The sequence below is a fragment of the Selenomonas sp. oral taxon 149 str. 67H29BP genome (assembly GCF_000146365.1).
Lineage (GTDB): Bacteria > Bacillota > Negativicutes > Selenomonadales > Selenomonadaceae > Centipeda > Centipeda felix.
Window position 1 is genome coordinate 1,462,656 of the sequence record NZ_GL397087.1, and the last position, 14,562, is coordinate 1,477,217.

16 protein-coding genes are annotated in these 14,562 nt (G+C 61.0%); 6 read left to right on the top strand and 10 right to left on the bottom strand.

Annotated elements, in window-relative coordinates:
• Nucleotides 1-36 precede the first annotated feature (36 nt).
• The 8 genes from gmhB to HMPREF9166_RS07000 all read right to left on the bottom strand — a co-directional run bounded on the left by gmhB (nucleotide 37) and on the right by HMPREF9166_RS07000 (nucleotide 8,142).
• On the bottom strand, nucleotides 37-540 hold the full coding sequence (gene gmhB / locus HMPREF9166_RS06965; protein ID WP_009753287.1) for a D-glycero-beta-D-manno-heptose 1,7-bisphosphate 7-phosphatase: 504 nt from the start codon (nucleotides 538-540) through the stop codon (nucleotides 37-39).
• On the bottom strand, nucleotides 530-1,501 hold the full coding sequence (rfaD, locus tag HMPREF9166_RS06970; RefSeq protein WP_009753288.1) for an ADP-glyceromanno-heptose 6-epimerase: 972 nt from the start codon (nucleotides 1,499-1,501) through the stop codon (nucleotides 530-532). Before rfaD ends, gmhB begins: the two co-directional genes overlap by 11 nt.
• The gene (gene rfaE1 / locus HMPREF9166_RS06975) at nucleotides 1,498-2,496 is read right to left on the bottom strand and encodes a D-glycero-beta-D-manno-heptose-7-phosphate kinase (protein WP_009753289.1); all 999 of its coding nucleotides are present in this window, start codon (nucleotides 2,494-2,496) and stop codon (nucleotides 1,498-1,500) included. Before rfaE1 ends, rfaD begins: the two co-directional genes overlap by 4 nt.
• A gap of 10 nt (nucleotides 2,497-2,506) precedes the next feature.
• Nucleotides 2,507-3,685, bottom strand: a complete 1,179-nt coding sequence (locus HMPREF9166_RS06980; RefSeq protein WP_009753290.1) for a glycosyltransferase family 9 protein — start codon at nucleotides 3,683-3,685, stop codon at nucleotides 2,507-2,509.
• A 27-nt stretch (nucleotides 3,686-3,712) separates the two neighbouring features.
• The gene (gene waaF, locus HMPREF9166_RS06985) at nucleotides 3,713-4,744 is read right to left on the bottom strand and encodes a lipopolysaccharide heptosyltransferase II (RefSeq protein WP_009753291.1); all 1,032 of its coding nucleotides are present in this window, start codon (nucleotides 4,742-4,744) and stop codon (nucleotides 3,713-3,715) included.
• 425 nt (nucleotides 4,745-5,169) lie between these two features.
• Nucleotides 5,170-5,634: a D-glycero-beta-D-manno-heptose 1-phosphate adenylyltransferase gene (rfaE2, locus tag HMPREF9166_RS06990; RefSeq protein ID WP_009753292.1), complete on the bottom strand. Its 465-nt coding sequence runs from the start codon at nucleotides 5,632-5,634 to the stop codon at nucleotides 5,170-5,172.
• Nucleotides 5,621-6,622, bottom strand: coding sequence for a bifunctional heptose 7-phosphate kinase/heptose 1-phosphate adenyltransferase (locus HMPREF9166_RS06995; RefSeq protein ID WP_009753293.1), 1,002 nt, complete (start codon nucleotides 6,620-6,622; stop codon nucleotides 5,621-5,623). Before HMPREF9166_RS06995 ends, rfaE2 begins: the two co-directional genes overlap by 14 nt.
• Nucleotides 6,616-8,142 (bottom strand): hypothetical protein, encoded by a 1,527-nt coding sequence (locus tag HMPREF9166_RS07000; RefSeq protein ID WP_009753294.1) that lies wholly within the window; start codon nucleotides 8,140-8,142, stop codon nucleotides 6,616-6,618. Before HMPREF9166_RS07000 ends, HMPREF9166_RS06995 begins: the two co-directional genes overlap by 7 nt.
• 281 nt (nucleotides 8,143-8,423) lie before the next feature.
• Between HMPREF9166_RS07000 and HMPREF9166_RS07005 the strand changes: the two genes are divergently transcribed.
• Together HMPREF9166_RS07005 and HMPREF9166_RS07010 are read left to right on the top strand one after the other, a co-directional pair.
• The gene (locus HMPREF9166_RS07005; RefSeq protein WP_009753295.1) at nucleotides 8,424-8,831 is read left to right on the top strand and encodes a hypothetical protein; all 408 of its coding nucleotides are present in this window, start codon (nucleotides 8,424-8,426) and stop codon (nucleotides 8,829-8,831) included.
• Nucleotides 8,832-8,844: 13 nt separating this feature from the next.
• Complete coding sequence (locus HMPREF9166_RS07010) at nucleotides 8,845-9,855, top strand: hypothetical protein (RefSeq protein WP_009753296.1); 1,011 nt, start codon at nucleotides 8,845-8,847, stop codon at nucleotides 9,853-9,855.
• A gap of 66 nt (nucleotides 9,856-9,921) precedes the next feature.
• On the opposite strand, the gene HMPREF9166_RS07015 is transcribed toward HMPREF9166_RS07010, so the two are convergent.
• Both HMPREF9166_RS07015 and HMPREF9166_RS07020 read right to left on the bottom strand, forming a co-directional pair.
• Complete coding sequence (locus HMPREF9166_RS07015; protein WP_009753297.1) at nucleotides 9,922-10,368, bottom strand: DUF3887 domain-containing protein; 447 nt, start codon at nucleotides 10,366-10,368, stop codon at nucleotides 9,922-9,924.
• Nucleotides 10,369-10,398: 30 nt separating this feature from the next.
• On the bottom strand, nucleotides 10,399-11,094 hold the full coding sequence (locus HMPREF9166_RS07020) for a class I SAM-dependent methyltransferase (protein WP_009753298.1): 696 nt from the start codon (nucleotides 11,092-11,094) through the stop codon (nucleotides 10,399-10,401).
• 677 nt (nucleotides 11,095-11,771) lie between these two features.
• On the opposite strand from HMPREF9166_RS07020, the gene HMPREF9166_RS07025 reads away from it, so the two are divergent.
• From HMPREF9166_RS07025 to HMPREF9166_RS07040, 4 genes are read left to right on the top strand one after another with little or no spacing between them, the layout of a single operon-like run.
• Nucleotides 11,772-11,966: a 4Fe-4S binding protein gene (locus tag HMPREF9166_RS07025; protein WP_006690537.1), complete on the top strand. Its 195-nt coding sequence runs from the start codon at nucleotides 11,772-11,774 to the stop codon at nucleotides 11,964-11,966.
• A gap of 1 nt (nucleotide 11,967) precedes the next feature.
• Nucleotides 11,968-13,113, top strand: coding sequence for a 2-oxoacid:acceptor oxidoreductase subunit alpha (locus HMPREF9166_RS07030; RefSeq protein WP_009753300.1), 1,146 nt, complete (start codon nucleotides 11,968-11,970; stop codon nucleotides 13,111-13,113).
• On the top strand, nucleotides 13,110-13,958 hold the full coding sequence (locus HMPREF9166_RS07035; RefSeq protein WP_009753301.1) for a thiamine pyrophosphate-dependent enzyme: 849 nt from the start codon (nucleotides 13,110-13,112) through the stop codon (nucleotides 13,956-13,958). The genes HMPREF9166_RS07030 and HMPREF9166_RS07035 overlap by 4 nt, the downstream gene beginning before the upstream one ends.
• A gap of 1 nt (nucleotide 13,959) precedes the next feature.
• Nucleotides 13,960-14,490, top strand: a complete 531-nt coding sequence (locus HMPREF9166_RS07040) for a 2-oxoacid:acceptor oxidoreductase family protein (protein ID WP_009753302.1) — start codon at nucleotides 13,960-13,962, stop codon at nucleotides 14,488-14,490.
• Nucleotides 14,491-14,562 lie beyond the last annotated feature (72 nt).

The following is a 14,562-nucleotide window of genomic DNA, read 5'->3' on the forward strand; positions in this document are numbered from 1 at the left end:
ACAGACCATCTTCGCTTTCTCTGTATGTTACCATCGCTACGATGCCAGCGCCTCCCGCACACAGTCCGCGAGGCTCCCGCCCACATAGCGCACGCCGCGCACCCCCGCCTGCTTTGCTGCCATGACGTCACGCGCCGCATCGCCGATCATCAGCGATGCGGCGGGGTCAATATCGTGCTCCGTGATCGCACGCAGGAGCATCCCAGGCGCAGGCTTGCGGCAGCCACACACCCGTGTATACGCCGGCACGCGCCCCTCAGGATGATGCGGGCAATAGTAGAACGCATCAATATGCGCACCATGCTGCGCAAGCTCAGCATTCATCCAGTCATGCAGGCGGCGAACAGAATCCTCACCGTAATAGCCGCGCGCGATACCGCTCTGGTTCGTGACAACAATGACAAGAAAGCCGTGTGCGTTCGCCCAGCGGATCGCCTCGACCGCCCCCTCCGTCCACGCGAATTCCGCGGGATCGTGGAGGTAGTGCACATCGACATTGAGCGTCCCGTCGCGGTCGAAGAAAATGGCCTTATTCGGCATAGGAGAAGTAGCCGCCCGCATTCAGGAAGTCGCAGTATTCCTTCACCGCCTGCTCCATGGGGGTAAAGCCGCCCGTATAGCCCGCGGCGATCAGCGCTGTCGTATCCGCCTGTGTGTAGTTCTGATACTTGCCGCGCAGCACTTCGGGGAAATCGCGGTAGACGATCTGCCCCTTGCCGAGTGCGGCGATCACGGCATGTGCCGCCTCGTTATATGTATGTGCCGTACCTGTGCCGCAGTTGTAAACGCCGCTCTCCCCGCCATTTTCAAAGAAATGCAGGTTGACGCGCACGACGTCGCCGACATAGACAAAGTCGCGCCGCTGCTCGCCGTCCTCGATGCCGTCCGTCCCACGGAAGAGACGCGCCTCGCCCACATCGAGAATCTGATGATAGAGCTGATAGAAGATCGACGCCATCTTGCCCTTGTGATGCTCCTGGGGACCATAGACGTTGAAGTAGCGCAGGCCGACGATGGGGCTGCGTGCCTCGGGGATGACCTGCCGCACATAGCGGTCGAATGCGAGCTTCGAGAACGCATAGGGATTGAGTGCGTCCTCACACGCATCCCCCTCGGTGAAGCCATGTGCCCCGCCGCCGTAGGTCGAGGCTGAGGAGGCGTAGAAGAACGGGATGCGCGCCCCCATCGCAAAGTGCAGGAGCGCCTTGGAGTAGGAGTAATTGACCTTCATCATATAGTTGACGTCATACTCCATCGTATCCGAGCATGCGCCCTCATGGAAGATCGCGTCGATGTCCGTCCCGTCGAAGTCACCCTCCTCGACGAGGTGGAGAAAGTCGTCCTTGTGCTGATAGTCGATGAAATGGAGGCCGCGCAGATTCTTGTAGTTCTCGCCGTCCTCCAGATCGTCGACGATGAGGATGTCGCGATAGCCGCGCGCATTCAGCGCATGGACGATGTTGCTGCCGATAAAGCCGGCACCGCCGGTAACGATAATCATAGATCTTCCCCTTCCTGCCAATCGAGCACGCGGAGCAGTTCCTCACGGCTCACGGCATACGTACCGAGTTTCGAGACGACGACGCTCGCCGCGAGGTTGGCGAGTGCCGCGCCGTCCTCGGGCTTCAGCCCGCCTGCGAGGGCGAGCCCGAAGACGGCGATCACCGTGTCGCCCGCACCCGAGACATCGAATACCTCCTGTGCGCGCGTCGGGATGTGGACGGCCGCCTGCCCGTGGATGAGCGAGATACCCTTTGCCGAGCGCGTCAGGATGACGTTCTTCACGCCGAACTTGCGTATGGCATAGTGTGCCGCACGCTCCGCCGCGCCGTTCTCGTTGACGATCGGCTCCAGGAGGATCTCGTTGATCTCCTTCAGGTTCGGCGTCACGTAGTCCGCGCCCTTGTACTTCGCCCACTGCGGCCCCTTCGGGTCGACGATGACGGGAACGCCGTGATCGTGCGCCGCATGGATGATGTGCTGGCAGGCGTACTCCGTGCATGCGCCCTTGCCATAGTCCGAGATAATGACGCAGTCCATGCTCTCGTTCAGTTTCTGATCAATGTAGGCGAGGTACTGCTCCGCGTCTGCGCCGTCGATGGGCTTTACATCCTCGAAGTCCAGCCGCATCATCTGCTGATGCCCGCCAATGATGCGGATCTTCGTCGTCGTCGGACGCTCCGTATGGACGAGCCCCGCATAGTCAATGCCGCGCGATTTGAATTTATCCAGCAGACTGTCGCAGTGCGGATCCCTGCCGACATAGCCCGCGATGCTGACGTTCGTCCCAAGGAGCGCCAGGTTGTGCGCGACGTTTGCCGCCCCGCCGAGCGTCTCGCGCGTCCCCGTCACGTGGGTGATCGGCACCGGTGCCTCGGGTGAGATGCGCGTCACCTCTCCCGTATAATACTTGTCGAGCATGACATCGCCGACGACGAGGATGTTGCTGCGCGCGCTCTTTTCGGCAACGACGCTGCGGATTTTTTCCATATCCATGAAAATGCTCCTATCTGCTCTGCGGTAAACTCGAACGAACGACCCGCCCTGCCGCTCCGCGCGGTGCGAGGGCAAAATGCCCGTCTGCCATCTCCACCACCCGCGTCTCAAAATCCGTCGGTGCGGGCAGTTCGCACGCGGGACGCTCGCCCTCCTCGCACAGGATCTGATCGGCATACTGCAAAATGAGGTCAGGCGGCATCCGCTTCATGCACATCATGTGCTCCTCTCCTGCGAGCGGGCACTCGTGGATGCGGCACGGATGACATGAGACGGGCGCGCGGACGGAGATGCTCCGTGCATCGTAGGGGTAGAACCCGGGAATCGGCGACGAGCCGAACATACAGATCACGGGGACGTGCATTGCGACGCCGACATGCATTGGCCCCGAGTCCGTCGTGATGAAAAGGATGCAGCGGGAGAGGATTCCCGCGAGCACGCCGAGGCTGACCTTCCCCGTAAAGATATGGAGGTGCGGATGCTCGCGTTCCTCCATGCGGGCACGGCATTCCTCCACCATCTCCATATCCATCGGGCCGCCCATGACGGCGATGTGATAGCCGCGTCGGAGATAGGTGTCAGCCACGACGGCGAAGTACGCATCAATCCATCGCTTGGTCGCCCAGCTCGCACCGATGTTGATGGCGATCACCTTGTCGGTCGGGGCGAAGTGCTCCCTCCAGAGGCGCTCTGCCTCCTCTGCCGCGGCAGGCGGAATCCACATCTCGAGCCCCGCCGTCCCGTCCGCATCGAGCACGCCCGCCGCGCGCAGTGCCGCATAGTGCGAGTGCACCTCGTGCATCACCTGATTCTGACTCGGGCTGACATGGTCAAAGGCGAGGGAGAAGCCGGGCTTTGCGTAGCCGACGATGCGCCGTCCGCCGCTGAGCGCGGCGAGCGCCGAAGAACGCTCGTTGCGGTGGAGGTTGATGACGAGATCGTAGTGGTTTTTCCGCAGGCGCATCGCATAGCGCAGGATGCCGAGGATGCCGCCGTCTGCGCCCTTCTTGTCGATCAGGAGGCATTCGTCGAGATGCTCGTTCATGACGACGACATCCGCGAGCTTCTTGTCCGCGAGGAGCGTGATGCGCGCCGCAGGATACTGCTGACGCAGGGCGGCGAGCACGGGCGTGCCGAGCATGAGATCCCCGAGGTGCATGAGGTGGATGACGAGAATATTTTGATACAACTCTTTCCCCCCATGTCCGTTCGTCTGTCATGACACAACAGCATGCAGAACGTCCGTAATCTTCTTCTCCACCTCATCTACTGTGATCAGCGCGAGGCAGTCGAGTCCCTTCGGGCAGGCGCGTTTCCAGCAGCCGCGGCAGGAGCGATCCACCTCGATGGCATGCTCCTGCTGCCCGTACGGGCCGTTGCGGTTCGCATCCGTTGGCCCCATCAGCATAACGGTCGGCCGTCCGAGCCCCGCAGCGAGATGTACGGGTCCCGTATCGCCGCCGATGACGAGCGCGGCACGCGTAAAGAGATGTGCGAGCTGCTTGAGGTTCGTCCGCCCGACGAGATTCACGGGCGGGATCCGCGCCGCCGCCATGATGTCGGCGGCAATCGTCACATCGAGATGCCCACCGCCGACGAGCACGGAAACGATATGCGCCTCATAGAGACGGTCGCCGAGCGCGGCGAAATGCTCCGCCGGCCAGCGCTTGTTCGGCCAGTTCGCCCCAACGGCAAAGGCGACAAACGCGCGCCCCTCCGGCACCCCCTCGCGCTGCAGCAGCGTCTCTGCCGCCATGCGGTCACGATCCGAGACGGTGATGGGAAAGCGCACCGCATCCACACGACAGCCGATGGCGCGTGCCACGTCGAGATAGCGCTCGACGATGTGTCCCTGTGCGTGCGGCCCGCGCACGGGGCGGCTCACACGGTCCGCGCCCTCGCGCATATTTGCCGTGCCGACGCGCTCCCTCGCCCCCGCCGTATAGACGATCGCTGCCGACTTGAAGAGTCCCTGCAGATCGAGCGAGACATCGTAGCGGCGCGCGCGCAGACGGCGGCGCAGGGGCGGATATTCACGGAGGAATCCGGCGATGCTGCGGAACTTCGCCTTTTCAAAGAGGATGAGCTCATCGATGTACGGATTTCCCTCAAGCAGAGGATAGGCAGGCGGCTCGACCACCCACGTCAGATGCGCATCGGGATAGGTCTCCTTGATGGCATAGGAAACGGGCAGCGCATGAATCACATCGCCGATCGCACTGAGTTTGACGACCAAGATATTCTTCATGGACTGCCCTCCTTTCTTTCGCTATATGTTCGCGCATACGCAGCGTGTCTGCCTGTAGCCAACGCCGTGTGATTCCCTGAGCGAATCCTAGGGAATCACTGATAAAATGAGGTCTGCCAGATTGGCGTAGATTTTTTGTCCGATTGAGGCAGCAAACCGGACGCATAGCGGGGGCTATGTGGAGGATTTGCTAACGAAAAGCGGGCGAAAAAGATGCGTCAAGATGGTTGTGCCGAATTTATCGGTGCTACCCTAAAGAAGCAAACGGCGCAGAGCGTGCGACCCGCCCCCTGCGGATTTCTATCGTTCAAGCGAAGCGCGTTAAGGAATCCGCAGGTATTTAGGCGGACGAGCACACGCCCGTTTGCGTAACGAGGCACTCGCGATGGGAATCGTACGGCATCACGGTATCACAGTATGTGCGATTACCCGCGGCCCGCCTTCTCAATAATCCCCGTCGTGGACTTACCCGCGACGAGCGGGACCAAGGCGACCTCGCCGCCGTACGCCTCGACGATGCGCGCCTCGGGCAGCGTCTCGCGCGTGTAGTCACCGCCCTTGACGTAGACTGCAGGACGCACCTTTGCGATCAGCGTCTCCGCCGTATCCTCGCCAAAGATCACCACCGCATCGACGGCGGCGAGCGCCCCGACGACCTCCGCGCGATCCTGCTCATTGTTAATGGGGCGCGACGGCCCCTTGAGCCGCCGCACAGAGGCGTCGCTGTTCAGCCCGAGGATGAGCACATCCCCCTGCGCGCGCGCCGACGCTAGGTAACGCACATGCCCCGCATGGAGGATGTCAAAGCAGCCGTTGGTAAAGACGACGCGCGCACCTGACGCGCGCAGTGCCGCCGCGTATGCCTCGATGTGTTCGTCAGGAATGAGCATGAGCGTCTCCTTCCGCTGTGAGTGCCGCGTGCAGCTCCGCCCACGCCACCGTCGCCGTCCCGCGTTTCCGCACGGCAATCCCCGACGCCGTATTGCTGAGCCGCGCCGCCGTCACGGGATCCACTCCCGCCGCAAGAGCGAGTGCCATCACGGCAACGCACGTATCGCCCGCACCGGAGACATCGAAGATCTCACTGTGGTCGCTCACGGGGATATCCGTCGCTGACCCATCTGCGAGAAAGAGCGTCATGCCGTCCGCCCCACGCGTGATGAGCACGCCGTCCGCCGAGAGGCGTGTGAGGAGTTCACGTCCCGCCGCATGGATGTCGGCCGCCGAGCGGAGTTCACGCCCGAGTGCCGCCGCGAGCTCCGCGTCGTTCTGCTTGACGTAGCCGATGCCCGCATAGCTCAGGATGTCATAACGTGCATCCACGATACTCGGAATCCCCGCCGCACGTGCCGCGTCAATCACCGTACGGCGCACGCTCTCCGTCACCGTACCCGACCCATAGTCGGAGAGCACCACCGCGCGCACCTGTGGGAGGAGGCGCGTGATCTCCGTGAGGAGACACTCCTCCACCGCTGCCGCAAGCGGCGTATGCCACTCACGGTCAACGCGTACAATCTGCTGGCTGACCGTCGCGCGTCCGCCCGCAATGATACGCGTCTTCGTGATGGTCGGACGCGCCGCGTCGCGGACAAATCCCGCCGTATCGACAGCGTTTTCCCCAAGCACGGCGCAGAGCGCATCAGCGCCCGCATCCATCCCGCAGACGCCGACGGCATACGAACGCCCGCCAAGCGTCGCTGCATTGTTCGCCACATTCGCCGCGCCGCCTGCCACGACGCGCTCCTCCCGCTGCTCCAGGACGAGCACGGGAGCCTCACGTGAGATGCGTGCGATCGTCCCGTCGAGATAGACATCCGCCACCATATCCCCGATGATGAGCACCGGGGCATTCTTCAGGCGTTCCAGTGCACTCACCATGGCGTGAACTCCCATTTGATCTGCCACGCATCCTGCTTTGAACGGTAGCGCAGGATGATCTGCGAGCAGTGCAGGTCATGGAACCAGTAGTAGTCCACATCCGTCCACGCGCGCGGCTCGACGGCGTACTTTGTGCCGACGGCAATGCGGTCACGTTCACCGAGGCGATAGCTCAGCCCGCCCATAAAGACCTTGGAGTAGTCCTCCTCGTTGTAGGAGAATAGTGCATTTTCTTTGGAGCTTTTCGTGTAAATACCGCCGGCGTATGCCGCGAATCGGTCGTTAAATTTTTTCGTCAGGAAGGCACTGGCACTGAGTCCCTGCACGCGTGAATGATCGTAGCTCTCACGCGTCACAGAGTAGCCCGCCGAGAGATCGATCTCATAACCGTGCAGGAGAATCGTATCGTGTGTAACAGAGACACCATACCTAAAATGGTTGCTGTGGATCCCCCCGCCGTACCAGCGTCCGTATTCCGAATACAGGCTGTAGGTGATGGGGGACTGTCCGACGCGCTGCCCATAGCCAAGAGAGAGCGACGGCATCTTTTTGACCCACTCGTTGTCGCCGTCCTCAAAGACGCCGTAGGTCAATGCGGCACTCGCGCCCCCGTTCGCCCAGCCGAGATCATAGGAGCTGCGCCATCCGCGCTTCGTCGTCACATGGATATTTGCTCCGACGGTCACGCGCGGGGCAACGTTCTGCTCAAACCGCTGTTCCAGCCAGAGCCCGTCGTCACTGTCATAGCCCGCGCGCGGGAAATTGTTCTGCATCGGGTGCGAAACATCGACCTCATGCCGCTTTTTAGAAAAGATCACCTTGTTCTTTACCCAGAACTTCACGTTGTGCAGGATGAGTCGGTCGCCGGGATAGAGCTCCGCCATCTCCGAGCTGAGATGATAGTCAGGGCTCTTCGCCCCGCACTTCGTCTGCGTGCCGTCATAGACAACGATCTTGTCGGGGTAGAACTCAAAGCGCCTGCCCGTCATATAGTAGGCGCCGACCTTGCCGTCCGCCCGTTCCATCGTCCCCGTGTGTTTCTGATAGTTGTAGTTAATGTGATAGCCGTCGAGCGTCACGCGCGACGTCCCCTCCGTCAGCTGCAGCACGTGCGCGCGATCCGGCACGGACACCTCACCGCGCACCGTATTGCCCGCCACATAGTCCCCCTGAAAGCGACGCGCCTCCAGCTGGACAATATCCACATGCCCCGTCGCCGTAAAGTCGCCCGTACTCTCGTCATACGTCAGGTCATCGCCCTCAAACGCGATCGGAGAGGGCTGATCTGCCGCCACGGGGTGACGCAGATGCTCTCGCATCGCCGCCACGTCGGCAAGCAGCTTTTCCTGCTCCGGCGTGAGGCGATTGGCACGCTCCGCACGCCGCTGATTTTCGATAAAATCTAGGCGCTCGATCCCCGTATCCGAGTCTGAGCTGTACGCCGCGTGCGCCGCTCCCGGAAAAATCGCACAGGCGGTGGTCAGTGCGAGCAGAATACGGGTGGTGTGGGCTGTACTCATCGGCGCGTTCTCCTGTCCTTTAAAAGTGATTTGACGTTCTTATACTACATCATAAACGGAATTTTCGCAACTGAAAAGAGCGCACGCGCCCTGCTCGTTCCGAGGGAAACACTACGACAGAAAATCCCCCAGCATTCGTTTTCCCGCAGTCCTCAAAAAATCTACACCAATCTGAGAAACTTCATTGTATCCATACGTCCATAGGATTTGACGTGTAAAAATTTTTCCTCTATAATAGAGCGAAATCAGAGAGAAAGACAGGTACGGAAGGAGTCCTGCGGATGCGGCGTATTGCAGTGTGTGGATTTTGGGCGGTGCTGATTGGCCTTTTCACTGGCCTCAGCAGCGTCGAAGCGGCAGAGGATATGCGCTTTGTCGACGCGAACGGCGACACGGGCTACTACGTGGATGCCGCGAGCATCACACGCCTCTCGGATGCCGAGCGCGAGGCAGGCGTCGCCGTGGTCAAAGCAACGGAGAACCGTCGCTTCCTCTACCGCATCCGATTCAATCGGCAGATGCGCACCTACCAGATTCTCTCCGGTCAGGTCGGGGTCTACGACACGAAGGAGGTACTGCGCACGACGCCGGGCATGGCAGCACCACAGGTCTACACGCCCACCTCGCCGATGCAGAGCATCGAGGACTTTATCGAAGAACTGCTCGCAAAGCAGAAGACGACACCATAAGGAGGATGAATCCATGCGACAGAAAATCTGCGCTCTCATGCTGACGCTCGCTCTGGCACTCACGTCCATCGGCACGGCATTTGCCGCGGAGCCGCCAAACGCCGTCCAGTCAAAGCTCGCCCTCATCGAGCAGGACACTTACGGACGCGAGCAGACGGGTGCGCTCATCGACCGCATCAACCGCCTCGAGCGCGACTATGACGGCAAGCACCGCAGTGGCAGCCTCATGGCGCGTATCGACGCACTCTACGAGGAGATCTACACGAACAGCACATCGCCGTCCGTTCTGATGGATCTCAACGCCATCGAATGGAACATCAACCACGAGACGAGCATGCGCTCCGTGCAGGAACGCATCGGTGCACTCGAGACATCGCTCCTCGGCAAGAACGCCGAGGGGACGTTCAAAAAGCGTATCGCTGCGCTCTCCACAGCCTCCTTCGGACGTGCGGAGATTCCCGTGACCCCCGTCACCGTTTCCGCCGACACGCTCATCAAGGTTGCGCTTGTCACGCCCGTCAACGCGAAGGAACTCAAGGTCGGCGATACGATCGAGTATCAGGTCGCCGACGATGTATTCGTGAACGACGTGCTCGTCTTTACGAAGGGCTCACGCGGCGAGGGCACGGTCACGAAGGTGCGCCAAGCGCGCAACTTCGGCCGCAACGCACAGGTCGAGATCGACTTTAAGGAGACCAAGGCACTCGACGGCACGTACGTGACGACCTTCATCGGTGAGGAGTCAAAGAAGGAGATGACCCATCTCGCCATGGCAGCCGGTGCATCCCTCGCTGGCATCGCCGTCCTCGGCCCCATTGGTGTTGTCGCGGGTGCGTTCGTCCACGGCAAGAACGTCGACCTGCCCGCCGGCACGGAGCTCTATATCCAGACACAGCACGAGACGACTCTCTTCGGCGTGCAGACCACCTACGACAGCGCGGCACCGTTCCAGCGCGACGCAGAGGCACCTGCGGCCAAGGCAGACGGCACAAACGACCAGAGCGTCTACCACGACGCGGCGTAACACACGGCATCATAAAAGCCCCCACGGCACAGCCATGGGGGCTTTCTGCTGCAATCAAGGGATCCGTCAGCGGATGAAGAATCCTGCGAGCTTCATGTTCTGGTCGTAGCTAAGACGGTAGACCACAGCCGTCGCCTTGTAGCCGACAGCGATCTCGCAGACCGCGAACCATGCATTATTCTCCTTGCCTGCCGTCATATACGGCTTGCCAACGGAGACGCGTGCGCCCCAGTCCTGTGCGAACTGAGCCTTTGCCTCTTTCAGCTGATCGGCCGAGAGATGCGCCTTCAGATCGGCGGTCGCCTCATTCTGCAGGCCTGCGATATCCCCCTTTTCGAAGCGGTCAATCGTCGCCATCATGTGCTGCTGGACGACATCACCCTGGAACGGTGCCTGCTCCTCCTGCGCCTGTGCAGCGGGAGCATCCGCCGCATAGACCACCGGTGCGGCAACAAATGCGCTGCCCGCAACGAGCGCGGCAGCAAGGAAACGGGAAAGGGTACGAGACTTCATAAAAACGTCCTCCTTCTAGTAGGCATCCCCCTACTTTACACAGGAAAAACAAGCGAGCGATTCCACGCACTCCACAGAGACCTCCGCATAGAGCGCACGCAGGCGCTCCGTCAGGCTCTCCCGGGTGTCATACGGCGGCGTAAAGAATCCCATGCGCGTGTAGAGCTGCGTCACGACGAAGTCCGTCCGCGCATTCTCCCCCAGGACAAACACCGACCCCGTCAGACGTCCGCCGGGACGCAGTACGCGGTGTACCTCGCTCCATGCCGCTTCCTTGTCGGGAAACGCATGAACCCCATTGATCGAAACCGCCGCATCGAACGCAGCGTCGCCAAACGTCAAATGCCCGACGTCCCCCTCGGTAAAGGTGACGTTCCGAATGCCGAGTGCCTCCGCACGCGCACGCGCCGCCGCAAGCATCGCGGGCGCGTAGTCGAGACAGGTGATGTCCGCCTCTGGGAGCTCCGCATAGACGGGCAGCGAGAGACATCCCGTCCCGACGGGTACCTCAAGCAGGCGTCCTGTAAAGCCCTCGTGCGCCGCACGCAGCGCAAGCGTCACATAGCGGCGCACGCCGCTGCGATCCAGCCCCCACACGAGCCGTGAGACCAGCTTCCCCGACCACGTCGAGTACGTCATCATTCCGTCATAGAGGCTCGCGAGCCGCCCGACCGAACAGTACGCTCCGCGTATCTTCTCGTAGCGGCGCAGTTCCTCATCCATCATGGCATCCTTTCTCCGATCCGATCGCAATTTATTCTAGCACAAAAAAATGGCGGTTTCAATGACCGAAAATATCTTGTGCAGCGCGCTCTTTGCATCGTCGGCACAGCCGATGTCCATAGCGCTGCGGGTGTAGTAGGTAATGCGCACTTCCTGTGCAGCTGTTCGCGGCGAGAGATCACTGCACCGTCGGTGGGACGCTTGTCCTTCATGAACCGTTTCACCTGCGATACACCGATATCCGCTGTCACTTCTCTGTGCCGTCGCGAACTTCAACATGCGGGGAAGGCTTTCCCCACGATTTGATGGCGTCCATCATGCGGCGAAAATTCCCGCCCCGGCTTTCGTCGTTCGTACACACAGAAAATTTGGGCATAGAAAAGCCGTCCTAAGTACCATTATCACGCCCGAACAGTTCGCCGTCATCCCCACAGGCGGCACATATTATCCTGCGCCCCAACTCATGTATCGTATCTTTGAACGGCTTGCAGACAAATGATTTTTGTAGGCAATCGGTAGACAAGCAGATGTATACACGCGCGAACCCCCTTTCCTATCAGGGGATATATCCTTTTTCTGTATTTTCTGTTATAATGATAAAATCGTTTTTATAGAAATGATAGGATGAGCTTTTGTGTATGTGAGGATGTGTTTCCGCATCCCGGCGGGAGAGAAGTGCCATGAAAGGTGAGCTGTATATCAAGGAAAAGCGGTGCAAGGGCTGCGGCATCTGCGCGGCATTCTGCCCGAAGAAGGTGCTCGAGGTGAGTCTGCTCGGCAAGATTGTGCCCGTCCGCCCCGAGGACTGCATCGCGTGCGGACAGTGCGAGATGCGCTGTCCCGATTTTGCGATATTCGTGGAGAGGAGGGCGTAGGATGGAATGCACAAGACTGATGCAGGGGAACGAGGCAGTCGCTGAGGGTGCGATTGCCGCCGGGGTCACGTTCTTCGCAGGCTACCCCATTACGCCCTCGACGGAGATCGCCGAGCAGATGGCAAAGCTGCTGCCGAAGATCGGCGGCACATTCCTCCAGATGGAGGACGAGATCGGCGCGATGGGCGCGATTCTCGGCGCATCGCTCGCAGGGGCAAAGGTCATGGACGCGACGAGCGGCCCGGGCTTCTCACTGAAGCAGGAGCTGATCGGCTATGCCGCGTGCGCGGAGATCCCCTGCGTGGTGGCGAACGTCCAGCGCGTCGGCCCCTCGACAGGACAGCCGACCGCGCCCTCGCAGGGCGATGTGATGCAGGCGCGCTGGGGCACACACGGCGATCATCCGATCATCGCGCTCTCCCCGTGGAGCGTGCGCGAGTCATTCGACATGGCGGTCATGGCAGTGAACTATGCGGAACGTTTCCGCACCCCCGTCATTTTGCTGACGGACGAGATCATCGGGCATCTGCGCGAGAATGTGACACTGCCCTCCCCTGAGGAAATCGAAATCTACCCGCGCCGCCTGCCGAAAGCAACGCGTGCCGAGGGCTATCAGCCCTATGCCGTGGGCGAGGATCTCGTCCCCGATGCGGCGCGTTTCGGCGACGGATATCACATCCACGTCACGGGACTGCTCCACGATGAGACGGGTTTTCCCTCAGGCTGTCCTGCCGTCACGGAGCAGCTCATCCGCCGTCTCCACGAGAAGATCAGCCGCGTGGGTGAGGAGATTATCCATACAGAGGAATCCTTTATGGAGGACGCGGAGTACGCCGTCGTCAGCTACGGCGGCACGGCGCGTACGGCATACGAAGCGGTGCGCACGGCACGCGCCGAGGGAATCAAGGTCGGCTTCCTGCGGCTCCAGACGATCTGGCCGTTCGCGGATGCGGCAGTCGCACGGCTCGCGGCACGTGTCAAGGGCATCCTCGTCGCAGAGCTGAACTACGGGCAGCTCGTGGGTGAGGTCACGCGCGCTGCACACGGCACGCACGTCCGCTCCTGCCTCAAATACAATATGCTGGACTTCACGCCGCAGGAGATCACGGCGGCGATCCGTCAGATGAGCGAGGAGGTGCGGGCATGAGCACAGCACATACAAAGACCGACATACAGCGTCCGTTCGAGCAGTATTTTCGTCAGAACCGCCTCCCCCATCTCTGGTGTCCGGGCTGCGGCAACGGTACGGCAATGAAGTGCATCGCGGAGGCGGTGGACGGTGCGGAGGGATTTTCGCAGGACAACACGGTCATCGTCTCCGGCATTGGCTGTTCCTCACGCGGCTCGGGCTATATGGACTTTGACACCGTACACACGGCGCACGGGCGAGCGATTCCCTTTGCAACGGGGATCAAGCTCGCACGACCCGAGCTGAACGTCATCGTCATTACAGGAGACGGCGACTGCACTGCCATCGGCGGCAATCACTTTCTGCACGGCTGTCGACGCAACGTCGATCTCACCGTCGTACTTTTCAACAACAATATCTACGGCATGACGGGCGGGCAGTCCTCGCCGACGACACCGCCGGGCAAGATGACGGCGACCGCACCATACGGGACAATCGACCGACCGCTCGATGCGTGCCGCATTGCCGAGGCAGCGGGTGCGACCTACGTCGCGCGCTCGACGGCCTTTCACGTCAAGCACCTCACGCAGATGATTGCGGGCGGGCTCAAAAATCACGGCTTCGCCCTCGTCGAGGCGATGGTGCAGTGTCCGACCGCCTACGGGCGCAAGAACAAGATGGGGTCGCCCGCTGCGATGCTTGAGTGGATGCGGGACTCTGCCGTCATGAAGGCGGCATGGGACAAGCTCCCGCCCGAAAAGCGCACGGCGGAGAAGTTCCCCATCGGACTGCTCTACGAATGCGCGGGCGAGGAGTACGGCACGGCAAACGCCGAGATTCAGCGGCGTGCGGGAGGGCTCTGATATGCAGAAGGAACTTCGTCTCTCAGGCTCGGGCGGACAGGGCGTGATCACCGCCGCCATTATCTTCGCCGAGGCGGCGGCTGCGTGCGGCAGAAACGTTGCACAGTCACAGTCCTATGGCCCAGAGGCGCGCGGCGGTGCGTCCCGCTCCGAGGTCATTGTGAGCGACGGCGCAATCTATCATCCGCACGTCGAGCACCCCGACATCGTCCTCGCCATGACACAGGCAGCAGCGGACAAGTACGCGGGCGATCTTGACCCCGCGACGGGCATCCTGATCATTGACAGCGAGCTTGTGCCAAATGTGCCACAGGCAGCACACATCGTCTCCGTTCCCATCACCACGCTTGCCATCGAAAAAATTGGCAAGTCACTCTTTGCCAATATCGTCGCCCTCGGCGCGATCACGCGCGTCTCCGGCATCGTCCCGCTCGACGCTGTGAAAAGTGCCGTGGCGAACCGTGTCCCGCCGCACACCGTCGACTGCAATATGCAGGCGCTGATGGTCGGCTATGAGGCGGCGAAGGGATAGGAACAGAACATAAGATAGAGAATCCCCGCTCGCGAGTCCAATCGTGAGTGGGGATTTTTGACATAGAAAAAC